Source organism: Brevundimonas sp., assembly GCF_046295595.1.
Taxonomy (GTDB): domain Bacteria; phylum Pseudomonadota; class Alphaproteobacteria; order Caulobacterales; family Caulobacteraceae; genus Brevundimonas.
The window spans coordinates 1-20,589 of record NZ_JBKBMX010000016.1; the positions used below are offsets into that span (position 1 = coordinate 1).

Sequence of the window (20,589 nt, forward strand, 5' to 3'; positions counted from 1 at the left end):
CGGCTCGATCAGCCGCCACTCCACCTCGCTCAGATCGTATCGCGCCATGCCAAGGCTCCTTCCGGAATCCTTGAATCAGCGAGACCGGGTCACCGCAAGCTTTATGGGTTCAGAACCTAGGTCCAATCGACATTCAGGGATTCACGTCGGCCTGAATGCGTGATTCATAGGTCTCCGCTTTTGCGGAGGTCGGGATGGGTGTGAGCCGGTACGAACTGAGCGATGCGCAGTGGGAGCGGATTGCGGCGCTGCTGCCGGGCAAGGCGGGCGATCCGGGCCGGACCGGCTCGGACAACCGGCTCTTCGTGAACGGGGTGCTGTGGGTTCTGAGGTCGGGCGCGCACTGGCGCGACCTGCCGGAGCGCTACGGCAAGTGGAAGACAGCGCACCAGCGGTTCAGCCGCTGGTCGCGGGCCGGCGTCTGGGAGCGGGTGTTCGCCGACCTGATCAAGGACCGGGACAACCAGTATCTGATGCTCGATTCCACCTTGGTGCGGGCGCACCAGCAGGCGACGACCGGTCGGGGCTCCGGCCCAAAAAGGGGGGCCTCGATCCGGCTGTGGGGCGTTCCCGAGGTGGACTGACGACCAAGATCCACATGGCCTGCGACAGCCTTGGCCGGCCCGTCCGCCTCCTGCTCGCGCCGGGCCAGTCCAGCGACGTCCAGGCCGCTCCTGCCCTGATCGACGGCTTCCGCCCGACCGCCGTCATGGCCGATCGCGCCTACGATTCCATGGCCCTGCGCGACCACCTCGCCGGGATCGGCGCCGAGGCCGTCATCCCGTCGACCCGCTCACGCAAGACCCCGATCCCGCACGACCGCGCCCTCTATCGCCTGCGCAACCGCATCGAGCGGTGCTTCGCAAAGCTCAAGCATTTCCGCCGCCTCGCCACCCGTTACGACAGACTGGCCGCCCACTTCCTCAGCTTCGTCCAACTGGCCGCCGCCATGGTCTGGATGCGCTGAATGTCGATTCGTCCTAGCCCCTGGCCCCAGCTCCTGCTTCAGGCGGCCGCGCTGATACCGGCCTCGGCCAGCCATTCGACGATCTTGCCCTTGGGCATGGCGCCGACCTTCATCGAGGCCATCTGGCCGTCCTTGAACAGCATCAGCGTCGGAATGCCCTTCACGCCCAGCTTCGACGGGATCATCGGGCTGTCGTCGATATTGACCTTGGCGATGACCACCTGACCGGACAGTTCGTCGGCGATCTGCTCCAGCGCCGGGCCAATCTGTTTGCAGGGGCCGCACCACTCGGCCCAGAAGTCGACCAGCACGGGGGTGGACGATTTCAGGACGTCGGCGTCGAAGCTGTCGTCGGTGACCTTGACGGTGGCCATGGGCTCTCCTTGGCGCCGGGGCGGCGCGGTTTGCTTCAGCCGGCCATCCTGCGATGATTCCGGCCCTTGGGCACCGATGTGGGGCGCGTCGGCGATCAAATCAACGCGTAGTTCCGAGCGCCGCATCCATCATCGCCTGCGGTACCGGCATCAGCTTCGGCCCGTCGGTCCAGACCAGGGCCGCCTCGACCGGCCGGTCGGGGTACAGACGCCTCAGCACCGCGACATAGACCGCCAGCTGCATCACATACGCCGGGTCGGCGTCCTCGATCCGGTCCGGGGCCGGACGGTTGGTCTTGTAGTCGACGACCAGCACCCGCTCCGGCGTGATCACCAACCGGTCGATCCGGCCCGAGACGGCGACGCCCGGCGGCAGCTCCGGCGCGCCGCCGGACAGGGCGATCTCGGCCCGCGAGCCGGGGCCGAACACCGGGGCGAAGCGGGCGTCGTCCAGCACCGAGAAGGCGGCGGCGATCATCTCCGATCGCTGGCCGTCACCCAAGTCGCGTTCGCGGGACAGCAGGCGGACGGCGGCGGACGCCCGGTCGGCCGGGTCGATTTCGGGCAGGCGCTCCAGCAGCCGGTGGATCAGATCGCCGCGCCGGAACCGTCCGAGCGGCGCGCCCGGCCCGGCGACGGCCAGCGGCGAGGGGGCGGGAATGCGCACAGCCCCCTCCATCTGCGACGGCGCGACATAGCGGGCGGCGCGGTCGTGGACCGGCGGCGAGAGGGCCCAGGCCGGCAGGAGGGTCCCCGTCGCGGCGTCGGCAAGGCCGGGCGCGAGCCGGGCCGGATCGGCGCCGAACCGTCGCACCCCGCCGTCGATCTCGCGGACCGCGTCGCCGAGCCGGTCGAAGGTTTCCGCCAGAACCGACCACCAGCTGCCGTCGTCATAGCCCTGTTTCGAATTGCCGCAGGCGCGGCCGAGCAGGATCAGCCGGTCGCGGGCGCGCGTCAGGGCGACATAGAGCAGGCGCAGGGTCTCGGCGTCGGTGCGCGCCTGCCGCGCCTCGCGCGCGGCCTTTGAAGCCTCGCAGTCCTCCTTCGACGAGCCCGGGCACATCAGCCAGGCCTCCGAGCCGTCCCCCAGCGTCACCGGCATCAGGGTGGGGCCCTGCGCCTTGGCGCGCGAGGTTGTGTCCGGCAGGATGACGATCGGGGCCTCAAGCCCCTTGGCGCCGTGGACGGTCATGACCCGGACCTCGTTGCGGGCCCCCTCCATCTCGCGCTTGACCTCGACATCGGCGGCCTCGAGCAGGGCGAGGCAGGTCTCGAGGTCGACGCCGCCCCGGTCCTCGGCCGCCAGCACCTGGTTGAGCGTCTCGTCGATCGCCTCCTCCGCCTCGCGGCCCAGCCGGCGCAGGACGCGGGCCCGGCCCGACAGCCCCGCGGCGTCAACGCGGTTGAGCAGGCCCGAGAAGAAGGCGAACGGGTCGCGGTCGCGGCTGTCGAGGACGAAGGCCAGCAGGTCCCGCGCATGGGACCACTCCGCCCGCTCCGCCGCCCGTTCGCGCAGCTCGCGCCACAGCTTCTTGCGGTCCTTGCCGCCGGCGAGGGCGAACAGACTGTCCTCGTCGACATCGCAGAACGGGCTGCGCAGCACGCCGGCGAGGCTGAGGTCGTCGTCGGGGAACAGGGCGAACCGGGCGAGGGCGATCAGATCGTCGAAGACGATGTGCGATGACAGCTTGAGCCGGTCGGCGCCCGCCACCGGCACGCCGGCGGTCTTCAGGGCGCGGATGATCTCTTCGAAGGTGGCGTCGCGCCTGCGCACCAGAATGAGGAAGTCGCCATAGCCGCGGGGTCGCTGTTCGCGCGACTTGCGGTCGTACACCGCCGCGCCGGTCTCGACCTGACGCCGGATCTCCGCGGCGAGTCGGGCGGCCAGCTGTTTGCGGCCGCTCGTGCCGGGCTCCTGATCGACCGGGTCCCAGACGTCGGGCTCGGGCGGCTTGATGTCCTCGAACAGGGGCCACAGGTCGATGCTGCCCTGTTGGCCCTCGCGCCTGGCGAGGTGCGGCGGGATGGCGGCGATCTGCTCGCCGACGAGGGCGGCGGTGCGTTCGGGGCCCTCGAACACGGCGTCGACGAAATTGAGGACCTCGGGCGTCGAGCGGAAAGAGGTCGACAGCTCAACACCTTCGAACCGGGCGCCCGATCCAGTGACGAGGGCGTCGTAGCGCTGCGACTCCTGTCGCAGCCGCTCGGGCCGGGCGCCCTGGAAGGAGTAGATCGATTGTTTCTCGTCACCAACGGCGAAGACGGTGCGGTCGAGCCTTTGTCCCGAGGCCGGAATGGGGGTGAAACGCTGGCTGCCCTCGCCGGCGAAAAAACCTTCAGTCAGGGCGCGCAGGATGTCCCATTGCTGCGGCGCTGTGTCCTGGGCTTCGTCGACGAGCACATGCTCGATGCCGCCGTCCAGCTTGTATAGCACCCAGGCGGCCGAGGCCTTTTCGGTCAGCAGATCGACGGTGCGGGCCACCAGGTCGCCGAAGTCGAGCGCCCCCCTGGCCGCCTTGGCCTGGTCGTAGAGGTGGGCGTGGGCCTCGGCCAGGGTCAGGACATGGACGGTGTCGGCGGCGACCCGCGCCTTGCGCATCGTCTCCAGCGCCGAAAGGTATTTGAGCTGAAGGTCGGCGAGCGCAGCGCCCGCGGCCGGCGGGGCCTTGGCCGTGGCCATGGCTTTGCGCGGCTCGCCGCCGGTCAGGAAGACCTCGCCGAGGCCGGCGAAGGTCCATGCCGCGGCGCGCATCCGGTCGGCGCATTTCTGGTCGTTGGTTGAGCCGGTGGCCATGGCGGCGGCGGTCTCCAGCCACTGGCCGCGGTCGAGCCAGCGCATGAAGTCGGCCTCGATCGACTCCGGCGTCTCGTCCGGGTGGGCCCCGGCCAGCTTGTGCGGCCCGGGAGCGCGGCCGTCGGCGACGCGGGCCGTGTAGTCGGTCAGCTTGGCGCGGTCGGCCTCGACCATCGCCAGAAGCGACTGGAAGGCGCCCCAATCCAGCTCAACGGCAAAGTGGCTGTAGGCCTGTCCAATCGGGCCGTCGGTGTCGGCCAAGGCGTGCCGAGCCAGCTCTTCGCGGGCCTCGTGCGACAGAGCCAGGGCCGCTTCATTCTCCAGCACGGTGAAGCCGGGGGTTACGTCGGCCTCCAGCGGGAAGCGGCGCAGCAGCTTTTCGCAGAAGGCGTGGATGGTCTGGATCTTCAGCCCGCCCGGGGTCTCCAGCGCCTTGGCGAACAGGCGGCGGGCCTTGGACAGGTCGGCGGGAGTCAGGGTGTCGGGATCGCGGGTGTCGAGGTCGGCCAGCGACCGGGCCAGGCCGTCGTCGCTCATCACCGCCCATTCGCCGAGCCGGTCGAACAGCCGCGCCTGCATCTCGGCGGCCGCGGCCTTTGTGTAGGTGACGCACAGGATCTCGCCGGGCTGGACCTCCTCGAGCAGCAGCCGGGCCACGCGGTCGACCAGCGTCGAGGTCTTGCCCGAGCCGGCGTTGGCGGTGACGAACACCGAGCGGCGCGGATCCGCGGCGGCGATCTGGTGCGGGTCGGGCAGGATGCGGGCGCTCATTCGACGTCTCCGCCGTCTTCGCCGCCGACCACATGCCATTCCCAGACCCGGGCGAGGTGGTCGTAGTTTCCGCCGAACGAGCCCATGAACTGCGGCGCCACCCACGACAGATAGGGGGTGTCGGCGTCGTCGAAGCGGGCGATGCGGGTCTCCAGCCCGGCCAACGCCGCCTCCGACAGGGCCACGGCCTCCTCGCCGAGCGCGCGCACCGCCTGACCCGGAACCTTGCGTCCCACCACCCGGACATAGGTCAGCTCTTCGGGCGGAATCGGGCCGACGTCCCCCAGCCCCGCCTCGGCGAGGATCGCTCCCGTCAGGGTCAGTTGCGGTGAGAAGCCGGACTTGACCTGTTTCGCCGACGGGATCTGGCCGGTCTTGAAGTCGAGCACCGCCGCCCCCGTGGCTGACAGCTCGATGCGGTCGGCCTTGGCGGTCAATTTGAAGGGTCCGGCCGGGGCGGGGATCAGCATCTCGACCTTCTCCTCAACCCGGATCTCGACGCCGCGGGCGCGGCGCTCGGCCTCCCAGGCGGACAGCCAGCGGGCGCAGTTGCGGGCCAGCGGCGTCTCGCGCGCCATGGCCGCGTCCTCGAAGCCGTGGTGGCCCAGCTCCTCCAGCAACAGGGTCTCCAGCTGGTCGGCGCAGTCGTCGGGCAGGGTCTCGGGCCAGGACAGGGTCAGCCGCTCGACCGCCTTGTGCACGGCGTTGCCCCGCGCCATCGCCTCGGCCGACTGGCCGGGGCGGTCCATCTGTCTCAGGTTCAGGACATAGCGGGCGTAGATGGCGTAAGGGTCGCGCACCCAGCGTTCGACGCCGGTGACCGGCAGTTCGCGCGGGCGGCGTTCGACGGGCGGCCGCGGTGCCGGACGGCGGGCGTAGTCGGGCGTGGAGCGGGCCGGGGCGTCCAGCGCCCGGGCCTGATCAAGCTGGATTGACGGCCGCTCCAGTTCGACCGGAGTGTCCTCGGCGTGGGCCCCGCGGGTCAGCATTTCCAGCCGCCAAAGCCAGCGCGACTTGACCGCCGGCTGACCGCCGCGGCGTTCGGAATGGACCAGTATGGCCTCGTCGGCGCAGGCGGCCTGGACGAAGTCCTGGGCGGTCTGGCCGAGACGCCGTTCGGGCGGCGGGAGGCTCAGGGCCTTGCGCATCGGCCGCGACAGGAAGGGGTCCGTCGGGGCGGCGTTGGGCCAGACGCCCTCCTCCAGCCCGGCGAGGATCATCCGGTCGGCGCGCACCAGCCGCGCCTCGATAGCCCCGAGAATGCGCAGGCGCGGCTGGTTGGCCCCGCCGGTGCGCACCGTCTCCTCGCCCAGCAGGGTGCGGACCAGTTCGGCGAAGTCGGCGCGCGAGACCGCGCCCAGCGAGGCTCCGCCCTCGATCAATCCCGCCAGAAGGGCGGCGGCGGCCTCGCCATCCGGCCCGGCCCAGACGTCGTGGCCCGCCAGGGCCTCGACCAGCCCGGTCAGGGCGCGGGCGGCGGCGTCCAGCGGCGCATCGGGGACGAAGGGCGCCCGGGCCGCGTCGGACAGCCGCTCCAGCCGGTCCAGCAGGGCGCGCGGGGCGGCGACCCGCTCGACCGCGCCCGCCGACCGCGGCCGGCCGTCGTCGCGCGGTTCGCCCGCCTTGAGCAGGGCGCGGCGGGCCCGGGCCCAGTCGCGCAGGCGCGGTCCGCGCAGGGCGTGTTCCTCCAGCGCCCTGATTGCCGTCGCCGGGTCCACGCCGTCGAGGTCGAGGCGGACCAGCGGGTGTTTGAGCAGTCCCAGCAGGGCGTGCGGGTCGAGCGGTTGATGGAGGAAGCGGGCGGCGAGGTCGACCAGCCGGCCCGCCAGCATGCGCGACAGCGGCTGGCCCGAAGAGCTGTCGGCGACCACGTTCCAGCGCTCCAGCCGCGCGGCGACGCGCCGGCCCAGCGCCAGGTCGGGGGTGACGAGGGCGCAGGTCTTGCCCGGCGTCTCCAGCGTCTCGCGCATCATCAGGGCGAGGGTGGCGGCGGCGTCCTCCTCGGCCCGGACCGTGATCACCGACAGCCCCTCCAGGCCTTGGGCGATCGGGTCGCCCGACTGACCCCTGAAGGCGTCGGCCCGCAGGTCGCGGATCAGGGCGCGCCAGTCGTCCGTGGCCTCGGCCGGCCGCAGGGCCTCATTGAGGAGCCGCTGCCGGGCGCGGCCGCGTGTCCCGGCGGCGGGATCGGACGCTGGCTCGAACCACGGCCGCACGGCCCCGCGCTCGATCTCGTGCCGGTTCAGCAGACGCCACAGGGCGTTCTGCGGATGCTGCTCATTGTCCCCCAGCTGGGACCAGACGCCGGCGGCGAGGTCGCGGTCGAGCCCTGGCAGGACGACGCAGCCCCGCGGCGCACGAGCGACGGCGGCGAGCACATCGGCGGCGGCCGGAGCGGTGCCGGTCGAGCCGGCGGCGATGACCGGTTGGGTCGGCGGCCGTTCGCTCCAGGCGTCGGCCAGCAGCCGCAGCAGCCGGGCGCGGCGCCACGCCGGATCGACCAGCCCCATCGCCGCCAGCCGCTTCGGCCAGGCCTCGACGGCGAGACCGAGGAAACGCGCCGACTCCTGCCAGTGCTCGGCCAGGTCGCCCTCGACCAGGGTCGCCACGCGCGCGAGGTCCTCGACCTCCTCCAGCTGGCAGGAGTCGAGAAAGCCGCCCAGGGCATCGGCCATCTCCAGCGCCCGGAGCGGGGCGAGGCCGGGACGAAAATCCTCGACGATCATCCGCGCCATCTCGAACCGGCGGGTCAGGGGGGCGATGGCCGGCGGCAGGTCGAGGCCCAGTTCGCCGGGCGCGAACGGCGGTTCGTCCTCCTCGAGGTCGCCCAGCGGCCGGACCTGCGGCAACAGCACCGGCCGGTCGCCGGACAGCGTCGTCAGGGCGCTGGTGAAGGCGCGGGCGGCGCGGCGGTTGGGCAGCAGGATGACGGCGTCGGACAGGGCCTCCGGCGGGTGTTCGCCGAGCCAGTCGAGCACCCCCGCGGCCAGATCCTCGAGGAACGGCCGCCGCGCCTCGATCGCGTACCAGCGGGGTCCTTGCGGCGCGAACGGGTCGAAGCGGGCGGTCACCCGGTCCCGGCCAGTCTCGATTGGGCCAGTCTCGCCTCGGCCTCGTCCCGCGCCAGCGGATCGCCGACGTGCATCCAGTCGCCGTCCAGCACGCAGCCGTACAGCCGCCCAGCGGCGGCGGACCGGCGCCAGTATCCGCTCAGCGAGAACGGCCCTTCCGGCCCGTCGGCGACATAGTCCGGGCGGCAGATGTGGACGCCCATATAGGCGAACGGGGCTTCGGGGGCGTCGCCGCGGAAGGTCAGGCGACCGTCTTCGCCGAGGAAGACATCGCCCGAGCCTTCGAAGCCGATCGAGCCCTCGCGTCGCGCCAGCAACAGGGCCGCATCCATGATTGACGGATTCCACAGGCGCGCGAGTTGATTCAGCGCTGAATTCCCCTCGCGGCCGCGGTCGGTCCAGACGCTGTCGATATTGGCTACGAACACCGGATCGGGGTCCAGCAGCGGCGCGGCCTTCTTCAGTCCGCCGCCGGTTTCCAGCAGTTCGTCCCGCTCGTCGGAAATGACGATGTCCGGCCCACGCCCGCGCGCGACCAGATGGCGCTCCAGCCGGTCGGCGAACCAGTGGACGTTGACCACCGCCCGCCCGACCCCGACCTCGGCCAGCCGGTCCAGCACGTGATCGATCAGCGGCCGGCCCGCCACCTCGACCAGCGCCTTGGGCCGGTCGTCGGTCAGCGGCCGCATTCGGGTGCCGAGGCCGGCGGCCAGCACCATGGCGGTCGTCGGCGCGCTCATCGGCGAAGCTCCGCCGGGACGTGGCGGTCGAACCACGTCTGGACCGCCTGTCCCACGAGCGGCAGATTGCGTTCGAGGTGGTCCCACATGCGGGGCATGAAAGCGCGGTAGCGGGGCTTGCCGTCCCGCACCACGAGCCGGGCGAAGACGCCCAGAATCCTCGCCTCGTTCAGGGCGGCGAGCGCGACGTAGGTCTGCATGAACGCCGCCCGGTCGATCGTCGGCCGCAGGCGGAAATAGTGGTCGAGCGCCTTGTCTTCCAGCACCGGCGACACGTCGCGCCGGGCGTCCTGCAGCAGGGAATGCAGGTCCCACGAGGGGTGCGCCCGCACCGCGTCCTGGAAATCAATCATGCCGACCCGCGCCGCGCCGGCCCGGTCCGGCAACCAGATCAGGTTCTCGGCGTGATAGTCCCGGTGCGCCACCACCGACGCGTGGCGCTCAGCGTACTGGACGATGGGCGTCCACGCGTCATCCCATTCGGCCAACGCCTCGTCGGAGAACTGCAGCCGTGGCTCCAGCTTCGGCATCCATTCGACGAACAGGTCCGCCCCGCCTTTCAGCGCCACGGCGTCATAGGTCTGCAGCGGCCAGTCCCCGGCCGCGCCCGCCAGCACCTCCGGCGTTCCGGCCTCGTGCAGGGCGGCGAGGGCCTCGACGGCGGCGAGATACAACAGTTCCTCGGCCTCGCCCGCCTCGATCACCCGGGCGAACAGGTCGTCGCCGAAATCCTCAAGCACGGCGAGGCCGGCGGCGGCGTCGATGGCGACGATCTCGGGCGCCGACAGGCCGAGCGAGCGCAGGTGGGCGGCGACCGCGGCGAAGGCCTCGATCCGCCCCGCCGACAGTCGGGCGGTGGCGTTCCAGCCCGAGGCCCGGCGCTGCTCGGGCGTCCACGACGGGTCGGCCGGCGGGCTCTCGGCCGAGGCCGCCTGATCCATCAGCATCAGCGTCGTGCCGGCGCGGGTCGTCAGCCGCTCATAACGCCGCGTCGAGGCATCGCCGGGCAGGGGGGCGCGGACGGCGTCGGCGAGGCCGGCCGACCGGAGGAAATCAAGACGCTGGTGTTCGCGGTCAGACATGGAGGTTCTTCAGCTTGCTCTCCCACCCCCCGGCGCCGGAGACGGTCGCCACCCGGCCAGAGCCGGCGGCCAGTTCGGCCAACACTACGGTGAGTCGGTCGGGGCCGAGCCAGACCGAGGGATCGTCGCCCAGCCGTTCGGGCCATTCGATTACGGCGCAGCCCTCGTCCAGCGCCTCGTCGAGGCCGATCTCGACCGCCTCTTCCGGGCGGGTCAGGCGATACAGGTCGAAATGGGCCACCGGCGGATCGCTCTGATAGAACTGGACCAGGGTGAAGGTCGGCGACGGCACGTCCTCGTCGGGCCGGGCCGAGAGCGCGAGGAGGGCCCGGATCAGGCCGCGCGCCAGGGTCGACTTGCCCATGCCCAGCGGCCCGTACAGCAGCACCGTCTCGCCCGGCGCCAGCAGCGGGGCGATCGCCGCGCCCAGCCGCGCCGTCGCGGCGGCGTCTTCCAGCGCCAGGGTCACGCCCGCCTCAGGCAAAATCCGCGTCCGGCTGGCTCGGCAGAACCCGTTCGGTGAAGGCCTTGAGGGCGTAGGTCGCGCGTCCGGCGTCGATATCGACGCGGCCCGGCGGAACCGGCTTGCCGACCTTGAGGAAATACCGCTGGCGCTTCTTGTTCAACAACTCGTGAAACAGGGTGATGTCGCGCAGCTCGGGCGAGATCCGGTTGAACCAGTGGAACAGCCGCGAGTGCGGCCCGGCCAGATGGATCGGTATGATCGGAGCGCCGTATTTGCGCGCCAGGGACGCCGCGGTCGGGGCCCATTCGGGATCGGTCACCGACCCGTCCTTCGCCACCCGCGCAAGCCGCCCGGCCGGGAACATCACCAGGCAGCGTTCGGCCTCGAACGCCGCCTTCGCCGCCTGCAGGGTGGCCCGGGTCTTGTCGCGCGTCCGCTTCTCGACCACCCATTCGACCGGGATGACCGCCTCGCCCAGCCGCGGCGAGACCCGCACGGCGTCGGCGTTGGCGAAGAAGACGGCGTCGCCGCGCCGCGCCCGGATGGCGTCGAAGACGGCGATGCCGTCGGCGATGCCGGTCGGATGGTTGGCGACGATGATGCAGCGCCCCGTCGCCGGAATCCGCTCCGGATTCATCGCCGCGACCTTCAGGTCCAGCAGGTCGCTGACATAGTCGAGCGCCTCGGCCCCGGACAGCGGCCTGACCGCATCGGCCATGCGCACGGCGTGATGATAGTTCAACAGCCGGTAGAGAAACGGCCGGACCAGCGGCCAGACCGGCGATCCGGTCAGGCGTGGCGCGCGCTCGGCGATCAGCACGTCGCAGATGTGCGGCCCCTCGTGGCGGGGGGCGGACGCTCCGGGCGAGGTCAGGGCGGTCGCGGTCATTGGCGCGGTTGTCGCCGGTTGCGGAGCGCTCCGCAAGCCGGGAGACAGGGGCCGGCATTGACGCGCGACCCGCGCGGCGCCACCCCTTCGCGCCATGAAATCCATGCAACGCCGAGGACACCCGCGTATGACGTCCGTGACCCGCCTCCTGATCGGCCTCAGCGCCGCCGCCCTGCTCGCCGGCGCCGCCCTGCCCGCCCTGGCGGATACGCCCGCCGCGTCCGCCCCCGCGACCGCCGCGCCGGCCCAGGCCGCCGAGCCCTTCACCTGGCAGGACATGATCCGCGCCAACCGCCTGGGCGATCCGCAGGTGTCGCCGGACGGCCGCTGGGTGGTCTATTCTGTGACCACCACCGATGTGGAGGCCAACCGTCGCTCCGGCTCGCTCTACATCCTCGATCTGCAGGCCGCGGACGGCGCGGGCCGGCGGCTGGCGATCAGCGAGGGCGGCGCCAACACCGCGCGCTGGGGCTCCGATGGCAAGCTGTATTTCCTGTCGGGCCGTTCGGGCTCGAGTCAGGTCTGGCGCGCCGCCGCCGACGGGACCGGGCCGGTGCAGGTCACCGACCTGCCGGTCGACGTCAACGCCTACCGGCTAAGCCGCGACGCCGGCAAGGTGGTCGTCTCACTGGCGGTCTTCCCGTCCTGCGCCGACCTCGCCTGCACTGTCGACCGCCGGAAGGCCGAAGCCGATCGCAAGAGCACCGGCCAGGTCTATGACCGGATGTTCGTGCGCCACTGGGATACGTGGAACGACGGGACCCAGAACCATCTGTTCGTCGTCAACACGGACGGCTCGGGCAAACCGGTCTGGGTGACGAAGGGCTTCGACGGCGACACGCCCTCCAAGCCGTTTGGCGACGAGAGCGAATTCACCTTCACGCCCGAAGGCGACGCCGTGGTCTTCTCGGCCCGGCTGGCCGGCCAGAGCGAACCGTGGAGCACCAATTTCGACCTCTGGCGCAGCAACGGCCTGAGCGGCGACGGCACGTTCGAGAATCTGACCGACGACAATGACGCCTGGGATACCGGCCCGGTGTTCTCGCCAGACGGCCGCACCCTGGCCTACCGCGCCATGGCCCGGCCGGGCTTCGAGGCCGACAAATACGCCATCTTTCTGCGCGACGTGGCGTCTGGCCGGGTGCGCCAGATCGCCGCCAACTGGGACCGCTCGGCCGACAGCCTGCAGTGGTCGGCCGACGGCGCCACCCTCTACACCACGGCCGGCGACGTCGGTCAGACGCGGCTGTTCGCCATCGGCGTGACCAGCGGCTCGGTCGTGCCGATCACCGGCGAGGGCCATGTCTCGGCCTTCCAGCAGACCCCGTCCGGCTTCGTCTTCGCCCAGGACAGCCTGACCCGGCCCAGCGAGCTGTTCGTCAAGACCTTCCGCGGACGCGAAATGCCGCGCCGCATCACCGATGTGAACCCGCAGCTGGACGACAAGGCCTTCGGCGAGGCCGAGCAGTTCAACTTCCCGGGTTGGAACGGCGAGACGGTGCACGGCTACGTCATCAAGCCGGCGAACCATGTCGAGGGCCGAAAATATCCGGTCGCCTTCCTGATCCACGGCGGGCCGCAGGGCTCGTTCGGCAACAGCTGGTCGTACCGCTGGAACCCCTCGACCTACGCCGGGGCCGGCTATGCGGTGGTGATGATCGATTTCCACGGCTCGACCGGCTACGGCCAAGCCTTCACCGACTCGATCAGCCGGCACTGGGGCGATCGCCCGCTGGAGGATCTGCAGAAGGGCTGGGCCGCCGCGCAGCAGCGCTACAGCTTCCTCGACGGTGACAAGGCCTGCGCCCTCGGCGCCTCGTACGGCGGCTATATGATCAACTGGATCGCTGGCGCCTGGGCCGGCGAGTTCGACTGCCTCGTCAACCACGACGGCGTCTTCGACACCTTCGGCATGGGTTATTCGACCGAGGAGCTGTGGTTCACCGAATGGGAATATGGCGGCACGCCGTGGGAGAACCCGCGCGGCTACCAGGAATTCAACCCCGCCAACCACGTGCAAAACTGGCGCGACCCGATGCTGGTGATCCAGGGCGATCTCGATTTCCGCATCCCGACGGCCCAGAGCCTGTCCACTTTCACCGCCTTGCAGCGGCGCGGGATCGAGAGCCGGCTGGTGGTCTTCCCGGACGAGAACCACTGGGTGCTGAAGCCGGCCAACAGCGCGCAGTGGCATACCGAGGTGTTCGGCTGGCTCGACAAACAGCTGAAGCCGGTCGACTGATCACGTCATACTGACACGAAGGCGCGCTCCCGGGACCGGGAGCGCGCCTTTTTCGTTCCGGCCCGTTGTCAGGCCTTCGGATCAGGACTGCGGCGCGGCTGGCGCCCGGGATTGTTGGCGGCTCGCGTCGCGCAACTTGCCGTGCTCGACCTCGGTCATGCAGCGCGGGGCGCTCCAGGCCGGTTCGGACGGACGCACGCCTACGGCTTCGCGCGCGGTGATGAAGACCGGCGTGGCGCCGTATTCGCGTGCAAAGGCGCGGCGGCTGGCGGCGTCGCTGTCACAGATGAGCACGGCGCGGGCCGACCGCTGGTCGGGCGCCGGGCTTCGCGCCTGGCCGGGCGACTGGGCCACGGCGGCGGTTGAGACGGCCATGCCGGCCATCAGGGCGGCGGCGACAAGGGGACGGCGGGTACGCATTCGAACCTCCATTGCCCGAAATATGTTCAGGGCGCGGAGCGAATAATGCGCGCCTTCCCGACAATGTAAAGATTATACGACAGATCGAAGTATGAAATTTTACAAACGGGCCGTGACGCTTGTTTTGAGCCTTCCCCGTTCTCGCGCGTTGTCACGGCTCGACGGAGAGCGCCGGCTTGTCCAACCCTTTGAAAGATCATCGTCATTGGCTGGTCGTGCGCGAGCGCGCCCTGGTCCCGGCCGGCGCGCGCATGCGCGGCTGGCGCGACTGGGTCGTGGCCAATGATCCCGTCTACGCCGCCGCGCGCCGACCGGGGCTGCCGGAAAAGGTCGCCGCCTCGGTCACCCTGCTGCTGGTCGCCGCGGTGGTGCTGTTCCTGATCCTGTTCGACTGGAACATGCTGCGCGGACCAATCGGCCGCTGGGCCTCGGCCGAATACGACCGGGAAATTCAGCTCAACGGCGATCTCGACGTCAATCTGTTCAGCTGGACGCCGTCGGCCCATGTCCGCGGCCTGCGGATCGGCGGCCCCGACTGGGCGCGGGAGCAGGACACGCTGACGGTCGAAAGCCTGCGCGCCGCCGTGCGACTCGGCCCCTTGCTGGCCGGTCAGGTGGAAATGCCGTTGCTGGCCATCACCCGCCCGCGCGCCGTGCTGATCTCGACCGAAGACGGGCGGCAGAGCTGGCAGCTCAATCCGGACAAGCCCGACACGGGGCCGATGAAAATTCCGCCGATCAACCGGCTGCTGATCGAGGACGGCCGACTGTCCTTCGACGAGCAGGGTCGCGGCATCAAGCTGGAGGCCACGATCAACGCCCGGGAGGGCTCGGACGAACGCGCCGGCTTCCATCTGGACGGCGAGGGCACGGTCAATGGCACGCCCCTGACCGTCGAGGTCCGCGGCGGCCCCTTCATCAACATCCGCCGCAACCGGCCCTATGAATTCCATGGCGAGATCGCCGGCGTCGGTTCGCGGCTGATCGCCGACGGCTCGATCACCCGCCCGTTCGACCTCGGACATTTCAACGCCGATCTGAAGTTGCAGGGACGCGACCTGGCCGACATCTATCTGCTGACCGGCATAGCCACGCCCAACACCCCGCCCTACCAGCTGGCCGGGAAGCTGACGCGGGACGAGGCCAAATACACCTTCGCCGATTTCGACGGCCGCGTCGGATCGTCCGACCTGTCCGGCGACATGGTGGTGGACCGGGTCGACGACCGGCTCCGGGTCGACGCCGAACTCAGCTCGCGCCAGCTCGACATCGACGATCTGATGGCGGTGCTGGGCGCCGAGCCGCGGATTGTCTCTGGCGACACGGTGGTCACCTCGGGCGCGCCCGGCCGATTGTTGCCCGATGCCCCGCTCGACGTCGACCGCCTGCGGGTGATGGACGGCACGCTGCGCTACCGGGCGGCGCGTGTGAAGCGCAACGACCTCGACGTCAGGAAGGTCGACATCGGCGCTGACCTCAAGACTGGCATTCTCAACCTCGACCCGGTGGCCTTCACCTTCAACCGCGGCGAGCTCAACGGCACGGCGAAGATCAACGCCACCCGCGACCGGCCCTACAGCGCCATCGACTTCCGCCTGCGCGGCTATCCGCTGGAATCGATCATCCCCGCCCGCGACGGCGTGGCGACGGTGACGGGCGCGGCCCTGGGCCGGGCGCGGCTTGAGGGGCCCGGGGCCTCGGTCCACGACTTCGCCGCCAGTTCAAAGGGCACGCTCAGCCTCGTCGTGCCCCAGGGCCGGATGCGCGCCGCCTTCGCCGAACTGATGGGGGTCAATGTCACGGCCGGCCTGTCCAAACTGCTCAGCGATGACGATTCGACCGCCGAGATCCGCTGCGCCGTGGCCGATTTCACGGTCAGCGGCGGCACGGCGACCGCGCGAACCTTCGTCATCGACACCACCCCGGTGCTCGCCTCGGGCAGCGGCACGATCGATCTCGGCGGCGAGACCCTGAACCTGCGCATCGACGGCGAGACCAAGGAGGCCCGGCTGGTCCGCCTTTGGGCGCCGATCACCGTGCAGGGGCCGCTGACCGGTCCGCAGGTCGATGTCGACCGCGGCGCGGTGCTGGCCCAGGCCGGCGCCGGCGGGCTGCTGGCGGCCTTGGTCAACCCCTTCGCGGCCCTCGTCGCCTTCGTCGATCCGGGTCTGGCCGAAGACGCGAACTGCGGCGCCCTGATCTCCTCGGCGCGATGATTGGGCCAGGCCGCCCGTTCGTGCGTATTCTACGTCATGACCCGTAGAGGACTTCTCGCCCCCGCCGCGGCCGTGCTGGCCGCCGCCTGTTCGCCGCTCGGCGCCCTGAACGCCCTCGGCCCGCGCGACAGCGGCGTCCGCCGCCTCGCCACGGGCGTGGCCTATGGCGACGACCCGCGCCAGCGCATGGACATCCTCGCGCCGACACGGACGCCGGACCGGCCCTGGCCGGTGCTGGTCTTCTTCTACGGCGGCGGCTGGGACTCCGGCGAGCGCGGCCAGTATCGCTGGGCCGCCCATGCCCTCGCGGCGCGCGGCTTCGTGGTCGCCATGCCCGACTATCGCATCGTGCCGACCGTCCGTTTTCCCGCCTTCATCGAGGACGCGGCGGCGGCGACCGCCCGCGCGGGACAGCTGGCCGGCGAATATGGCGGCGATCCGCACCGGCTGGGCGTCGTCGGCCATTCGGCCGGGGCCCATCTGGCGATGATGATCGCCCTCGACCGGCGCTACATGGCCGCCGCCGGGGCCCCGGCGCTGATCCGGGCGGCGGCGGGGCTGGCCGGACCCTATGACTTCCTGCCGCTGGACGTCGCCTCCTCGATCAACGCCTTCGGCCGGGCCCCGGACCCGACCCTGACCCAGCCGGTCACCTTCGTCCGTCCCGACGCCCCGCCGCTGTGGCTGGGCCATGGAACCGACGACCAGGTGGTCCACGCCGAGGACACCACCATCCTGTGCCAGCGGATGACCGCGGCCGGCGGCCGCTGCGAGGCCAAACTCTACCCCGGCCTCGACCACGCCGATCTGATCGCGACCTTCTCCCCCCTGTTCCGCAAGAAGGCGCCCGTGCTTCAGGACGTGACCGCCTTCCTGCAGCGCGAACTGGCCTGACCCGGGTCAGGCCCCGCCCCAAAAGCCTCGCGCCCCAAGCCTCGCCATTGTCATCATCTTCCGTTATCGGAGGCCATGACAGACACGAACACATCGGCCCTCAGCGGCCCCGAGGCGCTGGACCGCCTCCAGACCCTCTACGACGAAGCCGTCAGCAACCTGCGCGAAGCGGTGCGGACCTTTCTCGCCACCGGCGAGCGGCCGGACGCCGCGGCCCGCGCCCGCGGCCTGTTCTCCTATCCCCGGCTGCGCGTCAGCTGGTTCGGCGAGCGCCCCGCCACCATGGCCAGCCGCGCCTACGCCCGCCTGTCGCGGCCCGGCGTCTATTCCACCACCATCACCCGCCCCGACCTGTTCCGCCCCTATCTGGCCGAGCAGCTGGGCCTGCTGGAAGCCGACTACGGCGCCACCTTCGACGTCGGCCCGTCGGAGCAGGAGATTCCCTTCCCCTATGTACTGGACGGCTCGGACGTGGCCCTCGACCGCAGCCAGACCGCGGCCGTGGCGCGCTATTTCCCGACCACCGACCTGGCCCATATCGGCGACGAGATCTCGGACGGCCTGTTCAATCTGGGGGAGGATTTCCCCCTGTCCCAGTTCGACGGCCTGCGCACCGACTTCTCCCTCGCCCGGCTGCGCCACTACACCGGCACCCCGGTCGAGGATGTGCAGAGCTACATCCTGTTCACCAACTACAACCGCTACGTCGACGAATTCGTGCGCTGGGCCTGCGAACAGCTGGCCGATCCGGACAGCCCGTATGAGACCCTGTCCTGCGCCGGCGGGGTGATCATCACCCGCGACACGCCCAATCCCGAACAGGCGGTGATGGATGCGGCGTGGAAGAAGCATCAGATGCCGGCCTACCACCTGACCGCCCCGGGCTGGAACGGCATCACCCTGGTCAACATCGGCGTCGGCCCGTCCAACGCCAAGACCATCTGCGACCACCTGGCGGTCACGCGTCCCCACGCCTGGATGATGATCGGTCACTGCGGCGGCCTGCGCGACAGCCAGATCATCGGCGACTATGTCCTGGCCCACGCCTATCTGCGCGACGACCATGTGCTGGACGCGGTGCTGCCGCCCGACATCCCGATCCCGTCGATCGCCGAGGTCCAGCGCGCCCTCTATGACGCCGCCAAAATGGTCTCCGGCGCCCCCGGCGAGGAGGTCAAGCGGCGCCTGCGCACCGGCACGGTGGTCACCACCGACGACCGCAATTGGGAGCTGCGCTATTCGAAGTCGGCCCAGCGCTTCAACCAGAGCCGGGCCGTGGCCATCGACATGGAAAGCGCCACCATCGCCGCCCAGGGCTACCGCTTCCGCGTGCCCTACGGCACCCTGCTGTGCGTCTCGGACCGGCCGCTACACGGCGAGATCAAGCTGCCGGGCCAGGCCAACCGCTTCTACGAGGGATCGATCTCGGAGCATCTGCAGATCGGCATCCAGGCCGTCGACCTGCTTCGCGCCGAGGGTAGCCGCCTGCATTCGCGCAAGCTGCGCGCCTTCGACGAGCCGCCGTTCCGGTAGGGGGCCGCCTTCTCCCTCCCCCTTGTGGGGAGGGTGGTCGCGAAGCGACCGGGTGGGGAATTGTCCAGACGCACCCCACCCTGTCGTCGCGACGCGCCGACATCCCTCCCCATGAAGGGGAGGGAGACCGTTCGCCCTACTTCTTCAGCCGCTTCGCATTGGCCACGGCGGTGGCGTGGATCGGCCGCAGGGCGTCGGCCTGGCCCTTCAGAAGTTCGCTGTTGAGGGTCAGCATCTGGCTGGCCGCCCGGCTCCACCACCCGAGGGCGTAGCTGTATTGCGCCTGCATCGCCGCCCCCGGCGTGGCGGCCGAGGCCACGGCCGTGGCCGCCTTGGCAACCAGATCGGCCTCGGTCATCAGGCTGGAGCCGACCCGGCCGCCGATATCGCCGAAGGTGCGCGTCAAGGCGGCGGCCGAGGCCGACAGGGCCTCGGTCTTCTCCGAGCTCATCAGCGAGAGTTCCTTCAGGTCGATCTTGCGCGGATCGGTCAGGCCGGCGGCCATGATCTCCATCCGGGCGGTGATCACATCGCCGGCGGCCTGCAGCATCTCCCCGCTGGACCGGGCCGTGCGGGCGGCGCGGGCCCCGTCGCTGTTGAGGCGGCGGCCGGTCTTGAGGGCTTCATCGAACTGGGTCATGCGCCGAGCCTTGGGCGGTAATCGCGGCTACGGCAAGACCTCGTTCGCGAAGTCGGCGACGTCCTTCAACAGCGCCGGCACGGCCGCGTCGATGATCTCCTGACCCTTCTCCGGACTGGCCAGCAGCGGGTCGGAGCCGATCCGCCCGTCGGGGAAGCGGGCGCGATAGTCGAGCGCGTCACGGATCGGCCCGACCGGCGCGATCTTCGGGTCGAGGGCGGCGGTCTTGATCCGCTCGGGATAGGCGGCCTGGGTCACGGCGATCTCCGACGGGGTGGCGTGCATGCCGTGGCCGACCGGGAACAGGCGGTTGCACAGCCCCATGACGCCGGGCAGGTCCCACCAGTTGCGCAGCTTCAGCACGAAGGGCGGCTGCTCTTCGACGAAGCTCCACTCCGCATAGATCTCGGCGAAGGTCGCCTCGATGGTGGCGACATTGCCGCCGTGGCCGTTGAGGAAATAGATCCGCTCGAAACCATGCCGGTTCAGCGACGACACCCAGTCGGTGATCGCCGCCATGAAGGTGGTCGGCCGCAGGCTGATGGTGCCGGCGAAGGCGAGGTGATGCTGGGCCATGCCGATGTTGAAGGTCGGGGCCACGACCAGCTGTTCGTCGCTCTTCTCGGCCGCGTGGGCGATGATCTCGGGACACAGCCAGTCGGTGCCCAGCAGGCCGGTCGGCCCGTGCTGCTCGTTCGAGCCGATCGGAACCACCACCGTCTTGACGGTCTTCAGCCGCGCGTCGATCTCGGGCCAGGACGACAGGTGGATCAGCATGGGGGCGCTCCGCAGCAGGACGCCGCGTCCTTAGACCGGTCATGTCCCACCCGCCAAGCCTCGCCGTCTGGCGGCCGCCCTTCGCTGCGCCGAAACAGGCATCATCCCCGCGCCGCCGTCTTCCGTCGATGTCGCCGTGATCGGCCCGGGCGCCGCCGGGATCGCGGCCGCGCGGCAGCCTCGCTGGGACTCGACCCGGCGAAGGATGACTAGGACTATCTAAAGGTCCTTCGGCTCAGATGCGCTGAAGACCGGGGGGCGGATCATGTTCAGGCTTGGGATACCGTTCACCTTGCTGTCCGTCCTGGCGTTGACGGGATGCGGCGGCGAAACGGCGGGACCCGTCCAGCCCGGCGAATGGGAGATCACGAGCACGACCGGTGCGCCGAACGGAGGCCGGATCAATCGATCCGTCACGAAGCGCTGCCTCCGCTCGAGGCAGGACGACCCGACCCGCGAGATCGTGCTTGAGCTGATCGCGCGCGACAGCTGCGAGGCCGACAGGATCGTCATCGCTGACGGTCAGATCAGCGGCGCGCTGCAATGCCCCGAGTACTACAGCTTTTCCGCCCACGAAGAGCCGGTCGCCGGGCGCTATGCCGTTACCACCGTCGGCCTGACCGTCGACATGCCGCTCTTCGGGCACATCCTGCGGCACGAGGTGAAGGCGAAGCGGATCGGCAAATGCTGATCGCCGGCGGTCGGCGGACTTG

The 20,589-nt window shown here is 70.5% G+C and carries 16 protein-coding genes; 6 read left to right on the forward strand and 10 right to left on the reverse strand.

The window, feature by feature from the left end; genetic code table 11:
* Positions 1-200 precede the first annotated feature (200 nt).
* Positions 201-967, forward strand: a protein-coding gene (locus tag ACK4JY_RS11005) for an IS5 family transposase (protein ID WP_409605611.1) whose coding sequence is annotated in 2 segments (ribosomal slippage) — positions 201-549 and positions 549-967 — 768 coding nt in all. Because the reading frame shifts where the segments join, the coding sequence is not laid out codon by codon here.
* Between the two features lie 38 nt (positions 968-1,005).
* On the opposite strand, the gene trxA is transcribed toward ACK4JY_RS11005, so the two are convergent.
* From trxA to ACK4JY_RS11040, 7 genes are all read right to left on the reverse strand, one after another.
* Complete coding sequence (gene trxA, locus ACK4JY_RS11010; protein ID WP_409605613.1) at positions 1,006-1,341, reverse strand: thioredoxin; 336 nt, start codon at positions 1,339-1,341, stop codon at positions 1,006-1,008.
* A 100-nt stretch (positions 1,342-1,441) separates the two neighbouring features.
* The gene (addA, locus tag ACK4JY_RS11015; RefSeq protein WP_409605615.1) at positions 1,442-4,906 is read right to left on the reverse strand and encodes a double-strand break repair helicase AddA; all 3,465 of its coding nucleotides are present in this window, start codon (positions 4,904-4,906) and stop codon (positions 1,442-1,444) included.
* Positions 4,903-7,977 carry a double-strand break repair protein AddB gene (addB, locus tag ACK4JY_RS11020; protein WP_409605617.1) on the reverse strand — a complete coding sequence of 1,025 codons (3,075 nt, stop codon included), beginning with the start codon at positions 7,975-7,977 and terminating at the stop codon, positions 4,903-4,905. Before addB ends, addA begins: the two co-directional genes overlap by 4 nt.
* Entirely contained in the window at positions 7,974-8,717 is a 744-nt protein-coding gene (gene murU, locus ACK4JY_RS11025; RefSeq protein WP_409605619.1) for an N-acetylmuramate alpha-1-phosphate uridylyltransferase MurU, read from the reverse strand. The genes addB and murU overlap by 4 nt, the downstream gene beginning before the upstream one ends.
* The gene (gene amgK, locus ACK4JY_RS11030; RefSeq protein ID WP_409605621.1) at positions 8,714-9,799 is read right to left on the reverse strand and encodes an N-acetylmuramate/N-acetylglucosamine kinase AmgK; all 1,086 of its coding nucleotides are present in this window, start codon (positions 9,797-9,799) and stop codon (positions 8,714-8,716) included. Before amgK ends, murU begins: the two co-directional genes overlap by 4 nt.
* Positions 9,792-10,268, reverse strand: coding sequence for a tRNA (adenosine(37)-N6)-threonylcarbamoyltransferase complex ATPase subunit type 1 TsaE (gene tsaE / locus ACK4JY_RS11035; RefSeq protein ID WP_409605623.1), 477 nt, complete (start codon positions 10,266-10,268; stop codon positions 9,792-9,794). Before tsaE ends, amgK begins: the two co-directional genes overlap by 8 nt.
* A 7-nt stretch (positions 10,269-10,275) precedes the next feature.
* Entirely contained in the window at positions 10,276-11,154 is an 879-nt protein-coding gene (locus tag ACK4JY_RS11040; protein WP_409605625.1) for a GNAT family N-acetyltransferase, read from the reverse strand.
* A gap of 127 nt (positions 11,155-11,281) precedes the next feature.
* Here ACK4JY_RS11040 and ACK4JY_RS11045 point away from each other — a divergent pair, with 127 nt between their 5' ends.
* Positions 11,282-13,396 carry a prolyl oligopeptidase family serine peptidase gene (locus tag ACK4JY_RS11045; protein WP_409605627.1) on the forward strand — a complete coding sequence of 705 codons (2,115 nt, stop codon included), beginning with the start codon at positions 11,282-11,284 and terminating at the stop codon, positions 13,394-13,396.
* Positions 13,397-13,477: 81 nt separating this feature from the next.
* Here ACK4JY_RS11045 and ACK4JY_RS11050 read toward each other — a convergent pair whose 3' ends face one another.
* The gene (locus tag ACK4JY_RS11050) at positions 13,478-13,816 is read right to left on the reverse strand and encodes a hypothetical protein (protein WP_409605629.1); all 339 of its coding nucleotides are present in this window, start codon (positions 13,814-13,816) and stop codon (positions 13,478-13,480) included.
* Positions 13,817-14,004: 188 nt separating this feature from the next.
* Between ACK4JY_RS11050 and ACK4JY_RS11055 the strand changes: the two genes are divergently transcribed.
* The 3 genes from ACK4JY_RS11055 (at position 14,005) to ACK4JY_RS11065 (ending at position 18,459) form a co-directional block, all read left to right on the forward strand.
* A complete protein-coding gene (locus ACK4JY_RS11055) occupies positions 14,005-16,032 on the forward strand; it encodes an AsmA family protein (RefSeq protein ID WP_409605631.1) in 2,028 nt (675 codons plus the stop codon).
* 36 nt (positions 16,033-16,068) lie between these two features.
* Positions 16,069-16,926, forward strand: a complete 858-nt coding sequence (locus ACK4JY_RS11060; protein WP_409605633.1) for an alpha/beta hydrolase — start codon at positions 16,069-16,071, stop codon at positions 16,924-16,926.
* Positions 16,927-17,001: 75 nt separating this feature from the next.
* The gene (locus ACK4JY_RS11065) at positions 17,002-18,459 is read left to right on the forward strand and encodes an AMP nucleosidase (protein WP_409605635.1); all 1,458 of its coding nucleotides are present in this window, start codon (positions 17,002-17,004) and stop codon (positions 18,457-18,459) included.
* Positions 18,460-18,595: 136 nt separating this feature from the next.
* Here the strand turns inward: ACK4JY_RS11065 and ACK4JY_RS11070 are convergent, their stop codons facing one another.
* Positions 18,596-19,099 carry a phasin gene (locus ACK4JY_RS11070; protein ID WP_409605637.1) on the reverse strand — a complete coding sequence of 168 codons (504 nt, stop codon included), beginning with the start codon at positions 19,097-19,099 and terminating at the stop codon, positions 18,596-18,598.
* Positions 19,100-19,126: 27 nt separating this feature from the next.
* Positions 19,127-19,876: a creatininase family protein gene (locus tag ACK4JY_RS11075; RefSeq protein ID WP_409605639.1), complete on the reverse strand. Its 750-nt coding sequence runs from the start codon at positions 19,874-19,876 to the stop codon at positions 19,127-19,129.
* A 292-nt stretch (positions 19,877-20,168) separates the two neighbouring features.
* Between ACK4JY_RS11075 and ACK4JY_RS11080 the strand changes: the two genes are divergently transcribed.
* Entirely contained in the window at positions 20,169-20,567 is a 399-nt protein-coding gene (locus tag ACK4JY_RS11080; RefSeq protein ID WP_409605641.1) for a DUF3617 domain-containing protein, read from the forward strand.
* The last annotated feature ends 22 nt before the right edge of the window (positions 20,568-20,589 follow it).

Bases quoted from the DNA above. Each gene is read 5' to 3' on its own strand.
- trxA (WP_409605613.1), bottom strand. From the start codon at position 1,341: ATGGCCACCGTCAAGGTCACCGACGACAGCTTCGACGCCGACGTCCTG.
- addA (WP_409605615.1), bottom strand. From the start codon at position 4,906: ATGAGCGCCCGCATCCTGCCCGACCCGCACCAGATCGCCGCCGCGGAT.
- murU (WP_409605619.1), bottom strand. From the start codon at position 8,717: ATGAGCGCGCCGACGACCGCCATGGTGCTGGCCGCCGGCCTCGGCACC.
- amgK (WP_409605621.1), bottom strand. From the start codon at position 9,799: ATGTCTGACCGCGAACACCAGCGTCTTGATTTCCTCCGGTCGGCCGGC.
- ACK4JY_RS11040 (WP_409605625.1), bottom strand. From the start codon at position 11,154: ATGACCGCGACCGCCCTGACCTCGCCCGGAGCGTCCGCCCCCCGCCAC.
- ACK4JY_RS11045 (WP_409605627.1), top strand. From the start codon at position 11,282: ATGACGTCCGTGACCCGCCTCCTGATCGGCCTCAGCGCCGCCGCCCTG.
- ACK4JY_RS11050 (WP_409605629.1), bottom strand. From the start codon at position 13,816: ATGCGTACCCGCCGTCCCCTTGTCGCCGCCGCCCTGATGGCCGGCATG.
- ACK4JY_RS11060 (WP_409605633.1), top strand. From the start codon at position 16,069: ATGACCCGTAGAGGACTTCTCGCCCCCGCCGCGGCCGTGCTGGCCGCC.
- ACK4JY_RS11065 (WP_409605635.1), top strand. From the start codon at position 17,002: ATGACAGACACGAACACATCGGCCCTCAGCGGCCCCGAGGCGCTGGAC.
- ACK4JY_RS11070 (WP_409605637.1), bottom strand. From the start codon at position 19,099: ATGACCCAGTTCGATGAAGCCCTCAAGACCGGCCGCCGCCTCAACAGC.
- ACK4JY_RS11075 (WP_409605639.1), bottom strand. From the start codon at position 19,876: ATGCTGATCCACCTGTCGTCCTGGCCCGAGATCGACGCGCGGCTGAAG.